This is a genomic window from Stenotrophomonas sp. CASM101, assembly GCF_049384845.1.
GTDB lineage: Bacteria > Pseudomonadota > Gammaproteobacteria > Xanthomonadales > Xanthomonadaceae > Stenotrophomonas > Stenotrophomonas hibiscicola.
The window spans coordinates 71,217-89,766 of the sequence record NZ_JBMRFR010000004.1 but is presented as its reverse complement, the minus strand read 5'-3'; the positions used below and the strand labels follow the sequence as shown (position 1 = coordinate 89,766).

Below are 18,550 nucleotides of genomic sequence, written 5' to 3'. Positions count from 1 at the left end.
GCATGGGCCCTCCTACGTCAGTCCTGCGAGCTTCCGCAACGCCTGCACCAGCCCTTTCCCCGGATCCTTCCTTGGGTGAGGAACGGTAATGATGTGAGGGTGCTGGGGGTACACGAATACATGATCGGATCCGCGGATCCGGCGTCAGATCCAACCTGCCGCTTCCAGATCCCGGATGAGGTCCCTGCTCTTCATGCAGGGACGATACACATCGCACACACGCCCCGACAGAGTTCAAGGACAGTCGTTCCGGCCCAGTAGATCCACGCCACGCGTGGATGGAATCCCTATCGCGCGCCCGGCGCGAAGCGCGCGACCAGGTCCCAGGCATCCCCCAGGAACACCTGGCGCACGCGGGTGATCGGCTGTTCACCGCGCCAGGTCAGCCGCTCGATCACGAGACAGGCTGTGCCGGGCTTCACATCGAGCAGCCTGGCGGTGGCGGTATCCGCGCCCCAGGCGCTGATGCGGTGCTGGGCACGGGTCCACGACACGTTCTGCAGCAGCCAGCTGCCCGGCGCGGTGGTACTGAAATCGACCTCCAGCACCTCGGGCACCCCCACCGGGCTGATCAGGCGGTGCTCCAGCGCCAGCGGACGGCCATCGGCCAGGTGCAGGCAGCGCATTGCCAGCAGGTTCTCCTGCCCAGCCAGCTCGACTTCACCAGCATTGCCGGCATCGGCCAGCCGCAGATCGCGCTGCAGCAGGCGATAGGCGTACTGATGGCCGCGCGAGCCGACCTCCATCGCGATATCGGGAATCTCCAGCGCCACCTGTTCCAGGTGCGGCGGCTGCCGCGCCACGAATGAACCGGCGCGACGGCGGCGCTCGATCATGCCGCTCTCGGCCAGCGCGGTCAGCACCTTGTTCACGGTCATCCGCGAGCAGCCGTACTGCTCCATCAGCTCGTGCTCGTATGGAATCCGGAAGCCCGGCGCCCACTCTCCACTGAGGATGCGGCTTTCCAGATCGCTGCGGATACGCTGGTTGAGCGTGGCGGACTTGCTGGCCTTCACGTAATGGGGTCTCGGTAGCGGGAGGCGATCAGCCCAGCACGCCGCGCAGGGCGGCGGCGAAGGCGGTGGTGATCGCCTCGCGCTGCAGGTGGCGGCCCCCGGCCACGCATTGGCGGCCATGGCGCCAGACCGATCGCAGCGCGCCATTACGTGCGGCGAACACCCAGCTGTCAAGCCATGCGTCATCCTGTCGCGCCTGCAGCGCGGGGTGCCCGGCATCCAGTTCGACCAGGTCGGCACTGGCGCCCACCTGCAGGCCAGCGGGCACGCCCAGCGCCTGTGCACCACCGTGCAGTGCGCCTTCGAACAGGAAGCGACCGGTGCTGCGGGTGGCATCCGGCGCCAGCACGTTGCGACCGCGCTGGGTCAGCCGCTGGCCGTATTCAAGCAGGCGCAGTTCTTCGGCCGCATCGATCAGCACATTGGAATCGGAGCCGACGCCGAAGCGTCCGCCCTCGCGCGCGAATGCCTGCATCGGGAACAGGCCGTCGCCCAGGTTGGCCTCGGTGATCGGGCACAGGCCGGCCACGGCCTGGCTGGCCACAATGGCCGCGCGCTCGTCATCGGTGATGTGGGTGGCATGCACCAGGCACCAGCGCGCATCCACCGGCGCATGGTTGTACAGCCACTGCACCGGGCGCTGGCCGCTCCAGGCCAGGCAGGCCTCCACTTCGCGCACCTGCTCGGCGATATGGATGTGCACCGGGCCGTCGGTCAGCGGCAGCAACGCACTCAGTTCCTCGCCGGTGACCGCACGCAGGCTGTGCGGTGCGATGCCGAGCACCGCGTCGGGCAGCGCGGCCAATGCCGGCTTGGCGGCCTCCAGCAGCTGCGCGAAACCCTCCACGTCGTGGATCAGGCGCCGCTGCGCTGGATTCGGCGCCGCCCCGCCGAAATCGGCATGCGCATAGAACACCGGCAGCAGGGTCAGGCCGATGCCGGTCTGCTCGGCTGCCGCCGCGATCCGTGCACTCATCTCGGCGCGGTTGGCATAGGCGCGACCATCGGCGTCGTGGTGCAGGTAGTGGAATTCACCGACGCGGGTAAAGCCGCTTTCGAGCATTTCCATGTAGGCCTGGGCGGCGATGGCCTGCACCGCGTCCGGCCGCAGGTGGGCCAGGAAGCGGTACATCAGCTCGCGCCAGCTCCAGAAGCTGTCACCGTCACCGCCGCCGATCTCGGTCAGGCCGGCCATGCCGCGCTGGAAGGCGTGGCTGTGCAGGTTGGGCAGGCCCGGCACGAGGATGCCGACGCGGGTGTCGCCGTGCTGGGCGCCCTGCCCCGTGTGGATCGCGGTGATGCGGCCGTCCTGCACCTGCAGGCGGACATCGCGGGCCCATCCCTCGGCCAGCAGGGCGTGGGCAGCATGGAAACTGTGCGGGGAACGCGAATCGGACATGGCTGGACAACCCGAAATGGACGCCTATATTGTATAGACATATAAGCACAGCCGCGTTGTGGATGCCATGCACGTCGATACCCTCTGGTCCAACGTCCACCTGATCACCCTCGACGGCAAGGGCTTGGGTGTCATCCGCGATGGCGTACTGGCCAGCGCCGACGGCCGCATCGTCCACGTTGGCCCGGCCGGCAGCGACGCTCACCTGCAGCCGACCACCCGCATCGACGGCGAAGGCCGCTGGATTTCGCCCGGCCTGATCGACTGCCACACCCACCTGGTCTACGCCGGCAACCGCGCCAACGAATTCGAGCAACGCCTGCAGGGCGTCAGCTATGCCGAGATCGCCCGCGCCGGCGGCGGCATCGTCTCCACCGTGCGCGCCACCCGCGCTGCCACGCCCGAGCAACTGGCCAGCGAGAGCCGCCCGCGCCTGCTGGCGATGCGCGCCGAGGGCGTGACCACGATCGAGATCAAGTCCGGCTACGGCCTGACCCTGCCCGACGAACGCAAGCAGCTGCAGGTTGCACGCACGCTGGGCGAGCAATGCCGGGTCAACGTGGTGACCACCTTCCTCGGCGCGCACGCGATTCCGCCGGGCCGCGAGGCACAGGAGTACACCGACGAGGTGTGCGACGTGATGATTCCGGCCATCGCCGCGGAAGGCCTGGCCGAAGCGGTGGATGTGTTCTGCGAAAACATCGCCTTCTCGCCGGCGCAGGCGCGGCAGGTCTTCGAAGCAGCGCGCGCCAACGGGCTGGCGGTGAAGATCCATGCCGAGCAGCTGAGCAACCAGCATGGTGCTGAACTGGCCGCCAGCTTCGGTGCACTGTCGGCCGACCATATCGAACATCTGGACGATACCGGCATTGCCGCGATGGCCGCTGCCGGTACCGTCGCCGTGCTGCTGCCCGGTGCTTTCTATTTCACCCGCGATACCACCCTCCCGCCGATCGCCGCGCTGCGTGCGGCCGGCGTGCCGCTGGCGCTGGCCACCGACAGCAACCCGGGCACTTCGCCGCTGACCAGCCCGCTGCTGGCGATGAACATGGGCGCCACCCTGTTCCGCCTGACCGTGGACGAGTGCATCGCCGGCTTCACCCGTGAAGCGGCGCGCGCGCTCGGGCGCAGCGACCGCATCGGCCGCCTCGCCGTGGGCCTGGACTGCGACCTGGCGATCTGGGACATCGATGCCCCCGCCGACCTGGTCTATCGCATTGGATTCAACCCGCTGCACGCGCGCGTGGTGCGCGGACAGCCCGACCTGCCTGCCTCTTGGAGCAACACATGAGCAACACCCTGGTTCTTCGCCCCGGCCATGTCACTCTCGCCCAGTGGCGGCAGGTCTATCGCGGTGCGCCGCTTGCACTGGACCCGGCCGCGCTGCCGGTGGTGCGCGCCAGCGCTGCGGCGGTGGCTGCCATCGTCGCCAAAGGCGCACCGGTGTATGGCATCAACACCGGCTTCGGCAAGCTGGCCAGCGTGCGCATCGAGCGCGAAGACCTGGCCACCCTGCAGCGCAATATCGTGCTCTCGCACGCTGCTGGCGTGGGCGAACCGATGCCGGCCAGCGTGGTGCGGTTGATGATGGCGCTGAAGCTGGTCAGCCTGGCGCAAGGCGCATCGGGCATTCGCGAGGAAACCCTGCTGCTGCTCGAAGCGATGCTGATCAAGGGCGTATTGCCCGTGGTGCCGGCACAAGGCTCGGTGGGTGCTTCCGGCGATCTGGCACCGCTTTCGCACCTGGCCGGCGTGATGCTGGGCGTGGGCGAAGCCTACATCGGTGACGAACGCCTGCCCGCAACCGACGCACTGGCGCGGGCCGGCCTGCAGCCGATCGATCTGGGCGCAAAGGAAGGTCTGGCCCTGCTCAACGGCACCCAGTTCTCCACCGCCTATGCGCTGGCCGGCCTGTTCGAAATCGAAACCGTGTTCCAGGCGGCACTGGTCACCGGCGCGTTGTCGGTGGAAGCGGCCAAGGGTTCGGACACGCCGTTTGATCCGCGCATCCATGCCATCCGTGGCCAGCGCGGGCAGATCGCCACCGCCGCCACGCTCCGCACGCTGATGCAGGGCTCAGGCATCCGCGAATCACACCGTGACAACGACGTGCGCGTGCAGGATCCCTACTGCCTGCGCTGCCAGCCGCAGGTGATGGGTGCGGCGCTGGACATCCTGCGCCAGGCCGCGACTACGCTGGAAATCGAAGCCAACGGCGTGTCCGACAATCCGCTGGTGTTCACCGATACCGGCGAAGCGCTGTCTGGCGGCAACTTCCACGCCGAGCCGGTAGCCTTCGCCGCCGACATGCTGGCGATGGCGGTGTGCGAGATCGGTTCTATCAGCGAGCGCCGCTTGGCGATGCTGGTGGACCCGGCGCTGTCCGGCCTGCCGGCGTTCCTGACCCCGCGCCCGGGCCTGAATTCCGGCTTCATGATTCCGCAGGTGACCGCTGCGGCGCTGGTCTCGGAAAACAAGCAGCGCGCCTACCCCGCCAGCGTTGACTCGATCCCGACCTCGGCCAACCAGGAAGACCATGTGTCGATGGCCGCGCATGGCGCACGCCGGCTGATGCAGATGGCCGAGAACGCCGCCAACGTGATCGGCATCGAGCTGCTGGCCGCTGCGCAGGGCTGTGATTTCCATGCGCCGCTGCGCTCCAGCGCCGCGCTGGAAAACGTGCGTGCCACGCTGCGCGCGCAGGTGCCGACGCTGGAAGAAGACCGCTACTTCCATCCGGACATGGTGACCGCCACGAATCTGGTGCGCAGTGGCGCGCTGGCGCAGGGCCTGACCGACCTGCTGCCAACCGTGGAACCCCACGCATGAATACCCGTCCCGAATGGCTGACGGTGCACGAAGGCGACGCCCCCCTCATCGTCAGCTTCCCGCATACCGGCAGCGAGCTGCCGCACGACCTGATCGGCGACTACCACTCGCCGTGGCTGGCCCGCCGCGATGCCGACTGGTGGGTGCACGAGCTGTACGACTTCGTGCGCGGCATGGGCGCGACGACGGTGCGCTCGGCGATCTCGCGTTCGGTGATCGACCTCAACCGCGATCCCAGCGGCGTCTCGCTGTACCCGGGGCAGAACACCACCGGCCTGTGCCCGCTGACCACCTTCGACAACCAGCCGCTATACCACGCCGGGCGCGAACCGGATGAAGCGGAAATCGCCCGTCGCCGCGACACGTATTTCCTGCCTTACCACGATGCGCTGGCGGCGCAGATCACGCGCCTGCGCGCACGCCACGGCACCGTGGTGGTGTACGACGCGCACTCGATCCGCTCGCATATCCCGCACCTGTTCGAGGGCGAACTGCCGCAGTTCAACCTGGGGACTGCCGGTCCGTCCGGCGCACCGGACACCTCCTGCGACAACGCCCTGAGCGACGTGGTGGAAAACCTGCTGAAGATCAGCGGCATGAGCCAAGTGCGCAACGGCCGCTTCAAGGGCGGCTGGATCACCCGCCACTACAGCAACATCGCCGGCGGCGTGCACAGCCTGCAGATGGAACTTGCCTGCCGCGGCTACATGCACGAGCCGCTGCCCGACCAGGTAGACGAACACAGCTGGCCCACCCCGCTCGACCCCGACCACGCCGCACCGTTGCGCCACACCCTGGCGCAGGTGCTCAACGCCTGCCTTGAATTCGCTACGAACCGGAGCGCCGCATGACCCGCAACGACCCGTCCCGCACCATCGCCGCGCCGACCGGCACCACGCTGAACGCCAAGAGCTGGCTGACCGAAGCACCGCTGCGCATGCTGATGAACAACCTGCACCCCGATGTGGCCGAGCGCCCGCAGGAACTGGTGGTGTATGGCGGCATCGGTCGTGCCGCGCGCGACTGGGAGAGCTTCGATGCCATCGTCGAAACGCTCAAGCGCCTGGACGACGACCAGACCCTGCTGGTGCAGTCCGGCAAGCCGGTGGGCGTGTTCCGCACCCACGCCGATGCACCGCGCGTGCTGATCGCCAATTCCAACCTGGTGCCGCGCTGGGCCAACTGGGACCACTTCAACGAGCTGGATAGGAAGGGCCTGGCCATGTATGGCCAGATGACCGCCGGCAGCTGGATCTACATCGGCGCGCAGGGCATCGTGCAGGGCACCTACGAGACTTTCGTGGAAATGGGCCGCCAGCACTTCGGTGGCGACCTGACCGGGAAGTGGCTGTTCACCGGCGGCCTCGGCGGCATGGGCGGTGCACAGCCGCTGGCTGCCGTGATGGCCGGCGCCTCCTGCCTGGCCGTCGAGTGCCGCAAGAGCAGCATCGACATGCGCCTGCGCACCGGCTACCTCGACACCTGGACCGACAATCTTGACGAAGCGCTGCGCATGATCGACGAGTCGTGCAAGGCCGGCACGCCGAAGTCGGTGGGCCTGCTCGGCAACGTTGCCGATGTGCTGGCCGAACTGCTCAAGCGTGGCGTGAAGCCGGACCTGCTGACCGACCAGACCTCCGCGCACGACCCGGTGAACGGCTACCTGCCGCAGGGCTGGACGGTCGAACAGTGGGATGAGAAGCGTGTGAGTGCACCGAAGGAAGTGGAGAAGGCTGCGCGTGCATCGATGGCCAACCACATCCGCGCCATGCTCGGCTTCCACGCGCTGGGCGTGCCGACCGTGGACTACGGCAACAACCTGCGGCAGATGGCACTGGAAGAAGGCGTGGCCAATGCCTTCGATTTCCCGGGGTTCGTGCCGGCCTATATCCGCCCACTGTTCTGCCGCGGCATCGGCCCGTTCCGCTGGGCGGCACTGAGCGGTGATCCGGAAGACATCGCCAGGACCGATGCAAAGGTGAAGGAACTGATTCCGGACAACCCGCACCTGCACCGCTGGCTGGACATGGCCGCCGAGAAGATCAAGTTCCAGGGCCTGCCGGCACGCATCTGCTGGGTCGGTCTGGGTGATCGTGATCGACTCGGCCTGGCGTTCAACGAGATGGTCGCCAACGGCGAACTGAAGGCGCCGGTGGTGATCGGACGTGACCACCTGGACAGCGGCAGCGTGGCCTCGCCAAACCGCGAAACCGAAGCGATGGCCGACGGTTCCGATGCGGTGTCCGACTGGCCGCTGCTGAACGCCCTGCTCAACACCGCCAGTGGCGCAACCTGGGTGTCGCTGCATCACGGTGGCGGCGTGGGCATGGGCTTCTCGCAGCACGCCGGCATGGTGATCGTGTGCGATGGCACCGAGGCAGCGGCGAAGCGGATTGGCCGCGTGCTGTGGAACGATCCGGCCACCGGCGTGATGCGCCATGCAGATGCGGGCTATGAAATCGCGATCGACTGCGCGAAGGAGAAGGGACTGGATCTGCCCGGAATCCTGGGCTGATCACAGGGGTGCCGGCCAGCAGCCGGCACTGCCGCAAGGCACCTGTAGAGCCGAGCCATGCTCGGCTCAATGCTTCCAGGGTCACGACGCCTGACAGGAAGGCAGCCGAGCATGGGCTCGGCTCTACATGATTCGACTTGATTGGATCACTTCCGGGCCAGCGGTTTTACATCAATCGCATAGCGTGGAAACGCAGGTGTGGCGAACTCTCTGAGCATGTGCAGGTGCGGCTGAATCTTTAGCTTGCGCACATTCTCAATGGTGATTTCTCCGCCGCAAACCAACGCTGGCTCAAAGCCAGACATCTCATCCGCCAGCAAGTTCCCACAAGTGTTCACAGCCCTATCGAAGAGCAGTTCTTCATCCCCATCCATCAGATCAAAATCGTCGAGCTCCGCGCAGGCGAAGAAGGCCTTGATGCCACCGTCCTGTCGCGCAAGAGACTTCGGCCTCAAACAGTTCTGAAGAGCAAACACTTCACTGCTGACTGGATCGATGTTCAAGCCCGCACCTGATGCTTCGCCGCACAGGTAGAGGCGTCCAAACCCGCTTCTGGCAAACACATGGTAGGTATCGATCTGTGTAAATGGAGTACCGGCCAACCACGCGCGCATCAGGCCGTCGTAGTCCTCGGGATTCACCGTCCACAGGCGTCCGTTGCCATAGTTCGCCCATCCATCCCGACGCCAATAGCTCAAAAGCGATTCGGGCAAGATGCCCGTCCACTTGGAGAAGCTGGTCTCTGGCACCGGATCGTGTTCAGTTGCCTCTCCGAAGCTCTCGATGAAGAGCGCGAAATCCTCATCCTCCTCCATTAACCCTCCCATGCAAGGCTATCTCGTCGGTTTGGACTGAGGCGTTCTTATATCTGGTGCCTCATCCGTCGCGAAGAGCTGTTTACGACAGGCCATTGGAAATTCACGCATTCACATAGGCGCCCGCCTCCGCTTGACCCGTCGACCGCCGCTGACCAACATGCGCCATCACCGCTGATGGATCACCGCGATGTACCGCACCCTTGCTGCCGCATTGCTCTGCGCCCTGTTCGCTGCTCCGGTCGCTTCGGCGCGTGAGTCCCCCGGCGATCTTTCCAATCAGCTCGACACCCAACTGCAGGCCAACCGCGAACGCTACGGCATCGCCGGCCAGGCGGTACTGGTCGCACACAACGGCCAGGTGCTGTACCAGGGCGCCAGCGGCGAACGTGATCGCGCTACGCACACACCTGCCGCCGTCGATTCCATCTTCGCCGCGCAGTCAATGGCTAAATTGCTGACAAGCACGCTGGTGATGCAACTGGTGGACCGGGGCAAGGTGGATCTTGACGCGCCGGCCAGCCGTTATGTTCCGGACCTGCCGATTGCATGGCAGGCGATCCACGTGCGTGATTTCCTCAACCACAGCTCGGGTATCGGCGAGTACTACAACCGGGTGGATAACCGCTGGGTGAGCAAGGGCTACCCCGGTGTAGCGCCTGACCTTGGCACTGCGCTGAAGGTGGCCGGTGCTGCACCGATGCAGTTCGCCACCGGCAGCCGCGTGCAGTACACCCAGGCCAACTACCTGGTGCTGACCGCCTTGCTGGAAGCGCACTATCGCAAGCCCTACCCGGCCATCGCGCGCGAACGCATCCTGCAACCGCTGAAGATGGCCAGCACCTCCTGGGGCGGGGCCAGTGTGCCGACGCAACGAGCGGCCGTGCCCTACATCGGCAAGGACGGCCAACTGCAGCCGGCCAATGAAGACCCTTGGCCGGACTACGGCTGGGGCCATGCCGACCTGCAGACCACCGTGGGCGACATGAACCGCTTCCTGCAGGCACTGGCCACCGGCAAGCTGGTGCGCACGGCGACCCTGGAAGAACTCTGGCAGCCGCAGAAACTGAGCGGTGGCGGCAGCAATTTCTTCTCCACCGGCTGGGACACCACCCGCAGCGACGGCTACACCCAGGTCGGCCATGATGGCGGCACCCGCGTTCGTGCGCGGTTGGCCTACAAAGGCACGCTGGCCGGCGGCTACTGGGTGTTCGTGTACCTGACCAACGGCAGCGCCCGCAATGTCTGGTCCAGCACGCTGGTGGAGAGCACGATGGCGGTCGCCGCGCCGCAGGAGTTTCCGCATGCGGTGCTGTCCGAGCGGCTGATCGCGTATGCGCTGGATGACAGCACCGATGCGACAACGCAGATGCGTAGCTGGCTGCGCGTTGGCCATGGCGTGCCCACCGGCGAACTGGAACGTGCGATCAATGCCGATGGCTACGCCATCCGCGAAAGCCTCGGTGCAGGCAACGCACTGAGAGTATTCGCGCTCAACACCGCGTTGTATCCAGATTCGACCAATGCGTGGGACAGCCTGGCCGAGTGTCATGCGGCGCTGGGTGATGCAGAGATTGCCAAGGCGCTGTACGCGAAGGCCAAGACGCTGGCGAAGCCTTCGCCGTAAACCCTGCTGTAGAGCCAAGCCCATGCTCGGCTGATCTTCATGGCGATCGCAGACAACCCGCGCTGCGCGATTAGCCGAGCGCGGGCTCGGCTCTACAGGAACGCGGCGGGCGGCCATACGCCGCCGATGGGTGACGTGGCGCCGTCGACCTGTTAACTTGCGCGCCACCTTCGTGGTTTACAGCATTTCCGTATGTCGCTCTCGTCGTACCGCCCCACCCCGTCGCAGTTGTTCCTGGCCGTTTCCCTCGGCCTTTCCTCCACCGCCGCCGCAGCCCCGCAGGCCACCACGCTGGATGCTGTGCAGGTCTCCGCTGCTGCCGATGCCAGCGCGCAGGCGCGCGAGGCGCTGAAGCGTGTACCCGGCGCCAGCAACGTCATCGACGTGGCCAAGGCCGACAGCCGCCTTTCCAGCAGCGCCGATGTGCTGGCCTCCCAGCCCGGCATCAGCGCGCAGTCGCCGGGCAACGAGGGCACCAAGATCTCGATCCGCGGTTCGGGCATCAACCGTGGCCCGGGTGCCCATGCGTCTGGTATTGCAGTTTCGATCGACGGGCTGCCGCTGACCGGACCGGGCGGCACGCCCTACGAGCTGCTCGAACCGCTGTGGCTTTCACGCGTGGAAGTGCTGCGGGGCGCCAATGGTTTCGAGCGCGGCGCGCTGGCGCTGGGCGGTGCCATCGACTATGTAAGCCGCAGCGGCCGTGATTCGGCCGGCGTGCAGCTGCACTACGAAGCGGGCAGCCGTGGCTACCAGAAACGCGGCATCAGCTGGGGCGGTGTCAACGGAGATCTCGATTACTTCCTGGCCTACACCGATACCGAGTTCGATGGTTATCAGCGCCATGCGCGCGGCGACGGCAAGGGCGCGATGGCCAACATCGGCTGGCAGATCACGCCCGACCTGCAGACGCGTTTCTTCGTGCGCTACCGCGAAACCAATCACGAAACGCCCGGTCGCTTGACCCGCGATCAGATCCGCAACGATCCGCATGCGGCAAACGCGGCCAACCTGGCCATCGATGCGCGCCGCCCGCAGCCGGGCAGCACCTGGGTGGCCAATGTCACCACGCTGCAGATCGACGAGGATTCTTCGCTGCAGGCCGGGCTGGTCTACCACACGTACCCGATGGACTTGAACGAGAGCCTGTACCGCCAGCAGCTGGACTACGCCAACCTCAACGCCACGCTGGACTACCACCACCGCCACCGGCTGTTCGGCCTGGACAGCCAAACCACGATCGGTCTGCGCGTCACCCACGATCTGGACGCCGATGTGCGCGAGTCGCTGCGCTTTGCCAGCAACGGCTATGCCGCCGGTACGCGCACGCGTGACTTCCGCCACCACGGCACCGACAGCACGCTGCACGTCAGCAACACCCTCACCTTCAACGACCGCCTGCGCATGCAGACCGGGCTGGCACTGATCAGCACCCGCCGCGACGTGCAGGTGACCTGGCCGAGCAGCGGAGGCCGCCTGCGCGACCACGACTGGGACTACGCGCCGCGACTGGGCTTCACCTGGCAGCACAGCGCGCAGACGCAGTGGTTCGGCAACCTCAGCCGTTCGGTGGAGGCGCCGCACCCGTGGTCGATGATCTGGGGCTCGAACCAGTACTTCGGGCCGGGCAATGGCCCGTCTACCGGCCGCCAGCGCGCGCCGGTGCCGATGCAGAACCAGACCGCCACCACGCTGGAACTGGGCGCGCGCGGTGACGCGGCGCTGGGTCGCTGGGAACTGACCGGCTACTACGCGCACGTCAAGCACGAGCTGCTGAGCGTGGAGCTGCAGCCGGTGCCGAACCTGTTCATCGCCGAGAACAATGCCAGCCCCACTGTGCACCGTGGCATCGAAGCCGGGTTGGACAGCACGCTGTGGCAGGCCGCGCCGGGGCGCCTGTCACTGCGCCAGGCGTACACCTTCAGTGATTTCGGTTACCGCCACGATGCGCGCTTCGGCAGCAACCGCCTGCCGGGCCTGCCGCGCCACAGCTACCAGGCCGAGCTGCGCTTCGATCATGCCTCCGGCCTGTACGCCGCGCTGAACAGCGAATACGCCTCGCGCATCGCGGTGGACTACGCCAACAGCTACTGGGCCGATAGCCACGTGATCTTCGGCAGCCGCATCGGCTACGAGGCACCCGGTGGTCGCTGGCAGGCCTGGGCGGAGATGCGCAACATCGGCAACCGCCACTACTCGGCCACGGTCACGCCGGGCTACGACGATGCCGGCAGGGATGTCGCGCGCTCGACCCCGGGCGAAGGGCGTGGCGTCTATGCGGGCGTGCGCTGGCGCATTGACTGATGGCCACAGGCGGCGCCGGGTCTGACCCGGCGCCGTCGTTCCAGGGTCAGCCGATACGCCAGGCCGGCAGGCGTTCGCTGCGCTTCCAGATGGAAGGCGCGAAACCAATCAACACCAGCGCCGCCAGCCACTTCGGTGAGGTAGTGAGCAGTGTCGAGGTGAGCGAGCCACCGACGGGGGCGGCCATTTCCTGCCACGGGTTGTAGCCCAGGTAGACGACGCTGCCAGCCCACCACAACAACGCCAGGCCGATGCCCACCAGCAACAGAGCCAGCGTGCGGCAGGTCCAGCGCTGCGACGTGCTGCCCCATTCCCGCGACGCTGCGATCAGCAGACCCACCACCAGCAGCGACACCAGTGCAACCAGCCCGATATCGACTTTGGGCCCGATGCGTTCATAGCTGCAGGCGCGACATTGCGCCTCATCCGCAGCAGTGGCGGCTTCGGCGCCATCGGCCTGCCCGGCTGCGGGCTGTGCCAGCGCTGCAAACGGCATCAGTACCGCCAGCAGTGCCACCATGATCCAACGAAACAACGTCCTGTTCCTGCGTGCAGCGACATCCATGCGCTTGTCCTTGTCAGGGTTGGTTGAAGCCGGGCCACGTTCCGAGGCCCCCGGCGGATAATAGCGCAGAGTCGGGCAGGATCGAAAACTGCGCGTGCCTCTACGGCTTGGGGAGTACCAGGGGCGGACGGGCGCTGGCCGATCGTCGGCCTGGTATGGGCCATGCCGGGCTACGGCATGCGATTGGCAGCTTCAGCGGGCTGGCGCCGGAATGCCCGGCTGCTTCACGCCGGCCGCGCCTTGGTCACCGCCTCGATGCGATGGCCCTCGGGGTCGACCACGAACGCGGCGTAGTAGAAGTCACCGTAATCGGGGCGCAGTCCGGGCGCTCCATTGTCAGCGCCTCCGTTGGCGATGGCTGCTGCGTGGAAGGCATCCACCGCCGCTGCGGACGCTGCAGCGAACGCCAGGTGGAAGCCGGGGCCCGGCGCTGCGGCGTCATCACGCAGCTTCAGGCACAACGCGTCTTCATCATCGGCCACCCCATAGCCGATCGCGGTCTCGTCCTCGAACACCCGGCGGTACCCGAGTGCGGCGAGCGCGGCGTCATAAAAGCGGCCTGCGATATCAAGGTCACGAACGCCGAGGGAAAGGTGGTGCAACATGCGGACATCCTTGCCGGGCACGCAGTAGCGCGTTCGGGTGCATTCTAGCGCTCAGGTGGCGCGGCGGCCTTCAGCAACTGCGCTGCGACCTGGTCGAACGGGGCGATGTCCTGCAGTGCGCGGCACATCGCCACGGCGCCTTCCACGCTGGCGATCACCAGGCTGGCCAACCCATCCGCCACAGCAGGTTGGTGGCCGTCGGCAATGAAGGCTGCGGCCAGATGCCCCTGCCAACGTGCGAACACTTCAGCAGCTGCTGCACGGGGCTGGCTCGGCACTGCCTCCACCGGCTCCTCCACGGCAGCGGCCAGTACCGGACAGCCCGCCCGGAACCCGGAGCGCAGCAGGCGCTCGCGCCACATTGCCAGAAACTGCTGCAGACCCTGCACCGCCCCGCCCTTCAGCAACTCCACCAGCAGCGCTTCCACCTTGTCGCCAGCCATGTGAGTGGCACGCGCCAGCAGCTCCTGCTTGCCGCCGGGAAAATGGTGGTAGGTCGAGCCCAATGGGGCCTCGGCCAGCTTGGTCACCTCACGGATGCTGGTGGCATTGAGGCCTACCCGCGCCAGCATCTGTGCTGCGGCATCAATCACCCGTTGCGGGGCATCAGAGGGTCGTGGACTCACGGCGATCGCCTTGCTAAGACAGTCGTCATAGATTAGCGTACCGGCCGTTCTATAACAGTCGTCATAGCCATGAATCTCTGGTTCCGCCTGCTCCATCTACTGCTTTGCAGCCTGTTCCGGCCCAAGCTGGAGGCCCCGTTCGGGGTCTCACGGCTGCAGTTCCGGGTACTGCCCAACGACCTGGACAGCAACCTGCACATGACCAACGGCCGCTACTGGAACATCTTCGATCTGGGCCGGCTGGACCTGATCCTGCGCATGGGCCTGGGCCGGGTGGCGCTGCGCGAGAAGTGGGCGCCGATCGTCGGTGCCGGCACCATCCAGTTCCGCCGCGAACTCAAGCCGTTCCAGCGCTTTACCCTGGAAACGCGCCTGGTGGGCTGGGTCGGCTCGCGCGGCATCATGGAGCAGCGCGTGCTGATCGGGCCCGAGCAGAAGATCGCCACACGTGCGCTGCTGGTCACCGGCATCTACGACCGCCGCGCGCGCCAGTTCCTGGGCATGCCGAAGATGATGGAAGCGATCGGCGTGGTCGCCCCACCGTCGCCGTCGCTCAGTGCAGCCGCCGAGGCGCTGCTGGCGGCCGATGCGGCGTTGAAGCAGGACGATGCCTGAGGCACAGATGGGGGCGACCTGCATGGGGCGCTTTCCGCCGCGCCGCAGTAGGCTGATGCCCCAGTACAGGGCGGTAGATCCGCTGCTGATCAGTTTCGATACGTGGTGGTCGACAAGCCTGCCTGCCGCTGCGACCTCTGCTGCAGCGCGCGCTTGACTGCCGCTTCGGCCAGCGGCGCCATCACCGCATAGCCCTTCGCCGTAGGATGCACGTCATCCTCGGCCAGCTGCGGATCGAGTCCGCCGGCGGCATTGGCCATCGGCGTGTGGTAGTCCAGATAGACCAGCTGCTGTGCATCGGCATGGCGCTTCAACGCCGTGTTCAGCGCACGCACCTTGGGCGCAGGCGCGATCCCGGGCATCCATGGGTAATCGCTGACCGGCAGCACCGATGCCAGCACCACGGCGATGCCATGTGCGCGGGCCAGGTCCACCATCGCGTGCAGGTTGTCTTCGATCATCGCCTGCGTGGATGGACCGGTGTTGCCTGCAATATCGTTGGTACCGGCCAGGATCACCACCACCTGTGGCTTCAGCGCCAGCACGTCCTGCGGGAAGCGCACCAGCATCTGTGCCGTGGTCTGGCCGCTGATACCGCGGTTGAGCCAGCCCTTGCCGGGGAAGAAAGCCGCGCTGCCTTCCCTGCCCCAGCCTTCGGTGATGGAGTCGCCGAAGAAGACCACGCGTGGCTGGCCCGGCGCCGCCGCGGGCAGTCGCGCGTTGGCATCACGATAGTGCTGCAGCTGCGGCCAATCAGCCAGGCGCTGCTGCATGAAACGAATCTCATCAGGGCGCAGCTGCTCTACGGGCTTGAGCAGCATCGGATTGACCGCGCCCGTTTCAGCAGCCGCGGTCGGAACGGTCAAGCCAATGCTGAAGGCGATGGCCAACGTTCCGGCAAGCACTACAGGAATACGCATGGAGACTCTCCCGGTTCACGGTGGCAGTCTAGCGCCCCGGCCTGCAATCAGCGTGCTGCCGCGCGCGCTGCCACGCCGGTCACCTTGGCCGGCATCCACATGCCGGGCGTCCAGCCACTGGCAGCCAGGATCGCCTTGGGGTTGTCCTGCTGGATCAGCGCGCGCACCGCATCACGCTTGTCCTTGGCCTGCAGGTAATAGGCCTTGGCGATGCGGTAACCCACCCAGTACCCCAGGTCGTAGGGTTCCTGCGAGCCCGGCATGTAGTTGTACAGCCACGGCGACAGATCGGTGCTGTCCAGATCCAGCGCGAAGGCGCTTTCGATATGCACTTCCCGGCCACGGGTCCAGGCCGCGTGGCGCCCGTTGCCGACGTTGCCGGAAATCAGTTCGGCGATGAACTCGGCGATGCCCTCCCCCAGCGAAACACGCAGCACCGTCGCATGCGGGTCTCCCGGCTCGAAGTCGGTCAGGCCCGTCTGCTGGATGTGCACGTACTCGTGCGCAATCACGTGCACGAAGCGGTCCTGCACATTGGGATTCATGAAATCGGCTGCGCACAGCGCTTCCAGGCCGATGATCACCCCGCTTTTCGAGGTCAGCCCGACCGGACGGCCACGGCCCACCGCGATGGTCACCGGCGGGAACCGGGTCTGCGGGTAGATCGCCTGCAGGTTGGAAAACACCTGCGTCAGGCGTTGCTTCACCGCTGGCAGTTCGGCCAGGCAGCTTCGTCCCTGCGCATACAGTTCCGGCTGGTTGGCGATGGACTCGGCAATGCGCTCGGGGGTGACCCGGCGCACCTTCGCCAGTTCGGCCAGGCCCGCCGAACCCTCGGCCAGGTATCCACGCAGCTGCGCAACGCTGGGCTTGCCGCCAGCGCTGTCATAAAGTGCATAGAAACGGCTGACATCCTCGGTGAGGATCTGCGGCCCTGCCGGTACCGCTGCGGTGGCCACGCCTACCGCCCCGGCACAGGCCAGGGCCAACAGGCCGCGCAGGATCATGAACATCGCTCCGTTCTTGGTGGAGTGCATGCGAAGCGCGCAATCTATCACTCCGCCCGGCCCAGTGCAGCAGGCGGATGCGGGCGCACCGGCGCTGTGCCAGACTCGCCTCGGCACCTGCCATGGAAGATGGAGCACCGCACGATGATGATCGTTCCCGCGTACTGGGCCGAAGCCCGCCTGCAGGCCCGTTTCCGTGGCCGGCCGGTGGTCGTGCGCCGCTTCGGCTGGTCCGACGAAGGCCCTGCCGAGGCGCAGGTGCACGCCGACCGCCGCGCCAACGAAGCCCTCAATGCCATCCTCGCCGGGCAGGTGCTGCCGCGTCGCGAAGTGCGCAGCAACTACGGCGTGGAGGGCGTTCCGATCCGCGAGCAGATCGTGCAGCGCGACGGCGACGTCATCATCACCCGCAACAGCTACGGTGCGCTCTGCCTCAATACCCCTGACGTGCTGTTCGCCGATATCGACCATGCGCAGCCACCGGCGGGTTGCGTGATGCCCGCTGTCATCGCCGCAGCGCTGCTGTTTGCTGGCGCCATCGTCGGCACCCTGCTGTGGCACTGGCTGGTGGGAGTAGTATTGGGCGTGGCGGCCGTAGTGCTGGTGAATGCCGCGATGCTGATGCAGCGCAGGCGGCGGCTGGCCGCCGCCGGTGGCGCCGAAGGTGTGGCGCTGCAGCGGGTCGTGGCCTTCAGCGAACAGCATCCGGACTGGCATCTGCGCGCCTACCGCACGCCAGCCGGACTACGCGTGCTGGTCATGCATGCCACGTTCTCGCCCGAGGACGAGCAACTGCAGGCCTTCTTCAAGGCGCTGGGTACCGACGCCCTGTACGCGCGCATGTGTCGGCTGCAGCATTGCTTCCGTGCGCGACTGACACCGAAGCCCTGGCGCGTCGGCCTGAAATACCGCATCCGCCCACCGGTGGCCGCGTGGTCAGCCGAACAGGCCAACAACCCGGACCGTCTGGCCTGGATTGCCGAATACGAAAAGAAGAGCGCTGGCTTTGCCGCGTGCACCTACCTGCGCAGTTTCGGTGATACCGCGCGCATCCATGCCAAGGCCGAGCACGTGCGTGCGCTGCACGACCGCCTGTCGCACGCGCAGGACCGTCTGCCGCTGGCGTGAGCGCAGCAGGCGCTCAATCAGCGCCCTGTACGAACGGCTGCCCTGCCAGGGTAGTGCCCAGCCGCATCGCGACCTGCTGCCCGCCCTTTTCGAAGGTTGTTGCGCATTGCTTGGCGCCCTTCTGGCATCCAACTTCCGGAAAGCCCTCGAGTGACTCAGGCGCGCCCTGGACCGGACTCGCCTGCCACCCTGCCGCATCCATCAGGCGCTTGGCCTTGGCATAAGGCATGCCGGCAACAATGCCCAGCTGCGCCAGTTCGGAGGGGAGTGATTGCGCATGCAGGATCGGCGTCATCACCAGCGCCAACACTGCAGCGATACGTTTGGACTTCATTGGTGAAACCCCTGGCAGACAGCAACAGGCCTGCAGCGTATCGCAGCTTCCGCACGCCATTGCACCCGCATCACATACGGTTACGCAATCGCAACGGCCAATGACACGAGGTCACCCTGGGGCACCATCCGGTTCGCTTCGCGCGCGGCCAGCGCATTGCTGGCCGAGTCGAGGACCGCGGAAAGCGCGTCCGGCTCGCTGCGCACCGCGTACATCACCCGGGTGCCGGCAGCAGCAGGCTGTCG

Annotated in this window: 19 protein-coding genes; 8 read left to right on the top strand and 11 right to left on the bottom strand. The window is 66.6% G+C overall.

Going from position 1 to position 18,550, the window contains the following annotated elements; all coding sequences use genetic code 11:
• Nucleotides 1-12 precede the first annotated feature (12 nt).
• From VG543_RS08605 to VG543_RS08595, 3 genes are all read right to left on the bottom strand, one after another.
• Nucleotides 13-138: a type II toxin-antitoxin system HicA family toxin gene (locus VG543_RS08605; protein ID WP_329848475.1), complete on the bottom strand. Its 126-nt coding sequence runs from the start codon at nt 136-138 to the stop codon at nt 13-15.
• Between the two features lie 149 nt (nt 139-287).
• A complete protein-coding gene (gene hutC / locus VG543_RS08600) occupies nt 288-1,016 on the bottom strand; it encodes a histidine utilization repressor (RefSeq protein ID WP_033835268.1) in 729 nt (242 codons plus the stop codon).
• Between the two features lie 28 nt (nt 1,017-1,044).
• Complete coding sequence (locus VG543_RS08595) at nt 1,045-2,415, bottom strand: formimidoylglutamate deiminase (RefSeq protein WP_423178455.1); 1,371 nt, start codon at nt 2,413-2,415, stop codon at nt 1,045-1,047.
• 67 nt (nt 2,416-2,482) lie between these two features.
• Here VG543_RS08595 and hutI point away from each other — a divergent pair, with 67 nt between their 5' ends.
• Genes hutI through hutU form a run of 4 tightly spaced genes read left to right on the top strand, consistent with a single transcriptional unit; the run spans nt 2,483 to nt 7,759 of the window.
• Nucleotides 2,483-3,706 (top strand): imidazolonepropionase, encoded by a 1,224-nt coding sequence (hutI, locus tag VG543_RS08590; RefSeq protein ID WP_423178456.1) that lies wholly within the window; start codon nt 2,483-2,485, stop codon nt 3,704-3,706.
• Nucleotides 3,703-5,244: a histidine ammonia-lyase gene (gene hutH / locus VG543_RS08585; protein ID WP_058981343.1), complete on the top strand. Its 1,542-nt coding sequence runs from the start codon at nt 3,703-3,705 to the stop codon at nt 5,242-5,244. The genes hutI and hutH overlap by 4 nt, the downstream gene beginning before the upstream one ends.
• The gene (hutG, locus tag VG543_RS08580) at nt 5,241-6,095 is read left to right on the top strand and encodes an N-formylglutamate deformylase (protein ID WP_251103175.1); all 855 of its coding nucleotides are present in this window, start codon (nt 5,241-5,243) and stop codon (nt 6,093-6,095) included. Before hutH ends, hutG begins: the two co-directional genes overlap by 4 nt.
• Complete coding sequence (gene hutU, locus VG543_RS08575; protein WP_329848388.1) at nt 6,092-7,759, top strand: urocanate hydratase; 1,668 nt, start codon at nt 6,092-6,094, stop codon at nt 7,757-7,759. Before hutG ends, hutU begins: the two co-directional genes overlap by 4 nt.
• A gap of 146 nt (nt 7,760-7,905) precedes the next feature.
• Here the strand turns inward: hutU and VG543_RS08570 are convergent, their stop codons facing one another.
• Nucleotides 7,906-8,574, bottom strand: coding sequence for a GAD-like domain-containing protein (locus tag VG543_RS08570; protein WP_423178457.1), 669 nt, complete (start codon nt 8,572-8,574; stop codon nt 7,906-7,908).
• Between the two features lie 190 nt (nt 8,575-8,764).
• Here VG543_RS08570 and VG543_RS08565 point away from each other — a divergent pair, with 190 nt between their 5' ends.
• Nucleotides 8,765-10,201 (top strand): serine hydrolase domain-containing protein, encoded by a 1,437-nt coding sequence (locus VG543_RS08565; RefSeq protein ID WP_423178458.1) that lies wholly within the window; start codon nt 8,765-8,767, stop codon nt 10,199-10,201.
• A gap of 192 nt (nt 10,202-10,393) precedes the next feature.
• Nucleotides 10,394-12,505 (top strand): TonB-dependent receptor family protein, encoded by a 2,112-nt coding sequence (locus tag VG543_RS08560; RefSeq protein WP_423178459.1) that lies wholly within the window; start codon nt 10,394-10,396, stop codon nt 12,503-12,505.
• Between the two features lie 46 nt (nt 12,506-12,551).
• On the opposite strand, the gene VG543_RS08555 is transcribed toward VG543_RS08560, so the two are convergent.
• The 3 genes from VG543_RS08555 to VG543_RS08545 all read right to left on the bottom strand — a co-directional run bounded on the left by VG543_RS08555 (nt 12,552) and on the right by VG543_RS08545 (nt 14,301).
• Nucleotides 12,552-13,070, bottom strand: a complete 519-nt coding sequence (locus VG543_RS08555; RefSeq protein WP_171952795.1) for a hypothetical protein — start codon at nt 13,068-13,070, stop codon at nt 12,552-12,554.
• Between the two features lie 224 nt (nt 13,071-13,294).
• Nucleotides 13,295-13,675 (bottom strand): VOC family protein, encoded by a 381-nt coding sequence (locus tag VG543_RS08550; RefSeq protein ID WP_031269802.1) that lies wholly within the window; start codon nt 13,673-13,675, stop codon nt 13,295-13,297.
• Nucleotides 13,676-13,719: 44 nt separating this feature from the next.
• Entirely contained in the window at nt 13,720-14,301 is a 582-nt protein-coding gene (locus tag VG543_RS08545; RefSeq protein ID WP_329848396.1) for a TetR/AcrR family transcriptional regulator, read from the bottom strand.
• A gap of 69 nt (nt 14,302-14,370) precedes the next feature.
• Here VG543_RS08545 and VG543_RS08540 point away from each other — a divergent pair, with 69 nt between their 5' ends.
• Nucleotides 14,371-14,916, top strand: a complete 546-nt coding sequence (locus VG543_RS08540; protein WP_019660345.1) for a thioesterase family protein — start codon at nt 14,371-14,373, stop codon at nt 14,914-14,916.
• Nucleotides 14,917-15,005: 89 nt separating this feature from the next.
• Here the strand turns inward: VG543_RS08540 and VG543_RS08535 are convergent, their stop codons facing one another.
• Both VG543_RS08535 and VG543_RS08530 read right to left on the bottom strand, forming a co-directional pair.
• Nucleotides 15,006-15,836, bottom strand: a complete 831-nt coding sequence (locus tag VG543_RS08535; RefSeq protein WP_423178460.1) for an SGNH/GDSL hydrolase family protein — start codon at nt 15,834-15,836, stop codon at nt 15,006-15,008.
• 47 nt (nt 15,837-15,883) lie between these two features.
• Nucleotides 15,884-16,849: a DUF2268 domain-containing putative Zn-dependent protease gene (locus tag VG543_RS08530; RefSeq protein WP_423178478.1), complete on the bottom strand. Its 966-nt coding sequence runs from the start codon at nt 16,847-16,849 to the stop codon at nt 15,884-15,886.
• Nucleotides 16,850-16,987: 138 nt separating this feature from the next.
• Here VG543_RS08530 and VG543_RS08525 point away from each other — a divergent pair, with 138 nt between their 5' ends.
• Complete coding sequence (locus VG543_RS08525) at nt 16,988-17,971, top strand: hypothetical protein (RefSeq protein ID WP_279936493.1); 984 nt, start codon at nt 16,988-16,990, stop codon at nt 17,969-17,971.
• Between the two features lie 13 nt (nt 17,972-17,984).
• Here VG543_RS08525 and VG543_RS08520 read toward each other — a convergent pair whose 3' ends face one another.
• Together VG543_RS08520 and VG543_RS08515 are read right to left on the bottom strand one after the other, a co-directional pair.
• Nucleotides 17,985-18,305 (bottom strand): hypothetical protein, encoded by a 321-nt coding sequence (locus tag VG543_RS08520; RefSeq protein WP_058981328.1) that lies wholly within the window; start codon nt 18,303-18,305, stop codon nt 17,985-17,987.
• Nucleotides 18,306-18,385: 80 nt separating this feature from the next.
• On the bottom strand, nt 18,386-18,520 hold the full coding sequence (locus VG543_RS08515; RefSeq protein WP_274601436.1) for a hypothetical protein: 135 nt from the start codon (nt 18,518-18,520) through the stop codon (nt 18,386-18,388).
• Between the last annotated feature and the right edge of the window lie 30 nt (nt 18,521-18,550).

Coding starts and splice junctions, on each gene's coding strand:
- VG543_RS08595 (WP_423178455.1), bottom strand. CDS start 2,415: ATGTCCGATTCGCGTTCCCCGCACAGTTTCCATGCTGCCCACGCCCTG.
- hutI (WP_423178456.1), top strand. CDS start 2,483: ATGCACGTCGATACCCTCTGGTCCAACGTCCACCTGATCACCCTCGAC.
- hutH (WP_058981343.1), top strand. CDS start 3,703: ATGAGCAACACCCTGGTTCTTCGCCCCGGCCATGTCACTCTCGCCCAG.
- hutG (WP_251103175.1), top strand. CDS start 5,241: ATGAATACCCGTCCCGAATGGCTGACGGTGCACGAAGGCGACGCCCCC.
- hutU (WP_329848388.1), top strand. CDS start 6,092: ATGACCCGCAACGACCCGTCCCGCACCATCGCCGCGCCGACCGGCACC.
- VG543_RS08570 (WP_423178457.1), bottom strand. CDS start 8,574: ATGGAGGAGGATGAGGATTTCGCGCTCTTCATCGAGAGCTTCGGAGAG.
- VG543_RS08565 (WP_423178458.1), top strand. CDS start 8,765: ATGTACCGCACCCTTGCTGCCGCATTGCTCTGCGCCCTGTTCGCTGCT.
- VG543_RS08560 (WP_423178459.1), top strand. CDS start 10,394: ATGTCGCTCTCGTCGTACCGCCCCACCCCGTCGCAGTTGTTCCTGGCC.
- VG543_RS08555 (WP_171952795.1), bottom strand. CDS start 13,070: ATGGATGTCGCTGCACGCAGGAACAGGACGTTGTTTCGTTGGATCATG.
- VG543_RS08550 (WP_031269802.1), bottom strand. CDS start 13,675: ATGTTGCACCACCTTTCCCTCGGCGTTCGTGACCTTGATATCGCAGGC.
- VG543_RS08540 (WP_019660345.1), top strand. CDS start 14,371: ATGAATCTCTGGTTCCGCCTGCTCCATCTACTGCTTTGCAGCCTGTTC.
- VG543_RS08535 (WP_423178460.1), bottom strand. CDS start 15,836: ATGCGTATTCCTGTAGTGCTTGCCGGAACGTTGGCCATCGCCTTCAGC.
- VG543_RS08530 (WP_423178478.1), bottom strand. CDS start 16,849: ATGTTCATGATCCTGCGCGGCCTGTTGGCCCTGGCCTGTGCCGGGGCG.
- VG543_RS08525 (WP_279936493.1), top strand. CDS start 16,988: ATGATGATCGTTCCCGCGTACTGGGCCGAAGCCCGCCTGCAGGCCCGT.
- VG543_RS08520 (WP_058981328.1), bottom strand. CDS start 18,305: ATGAAGTCCAAACGTATCGCTGCAGTGTTGGCGCTGGTGATGACGCCG.
- VG543_RS08515 (WP_274601436.1), bottom strand. CDS start 18,520: ATGTACGCGGTGCGCAGCGAGCCGGACGCGCTTTCCGCGGTCCTCGAC.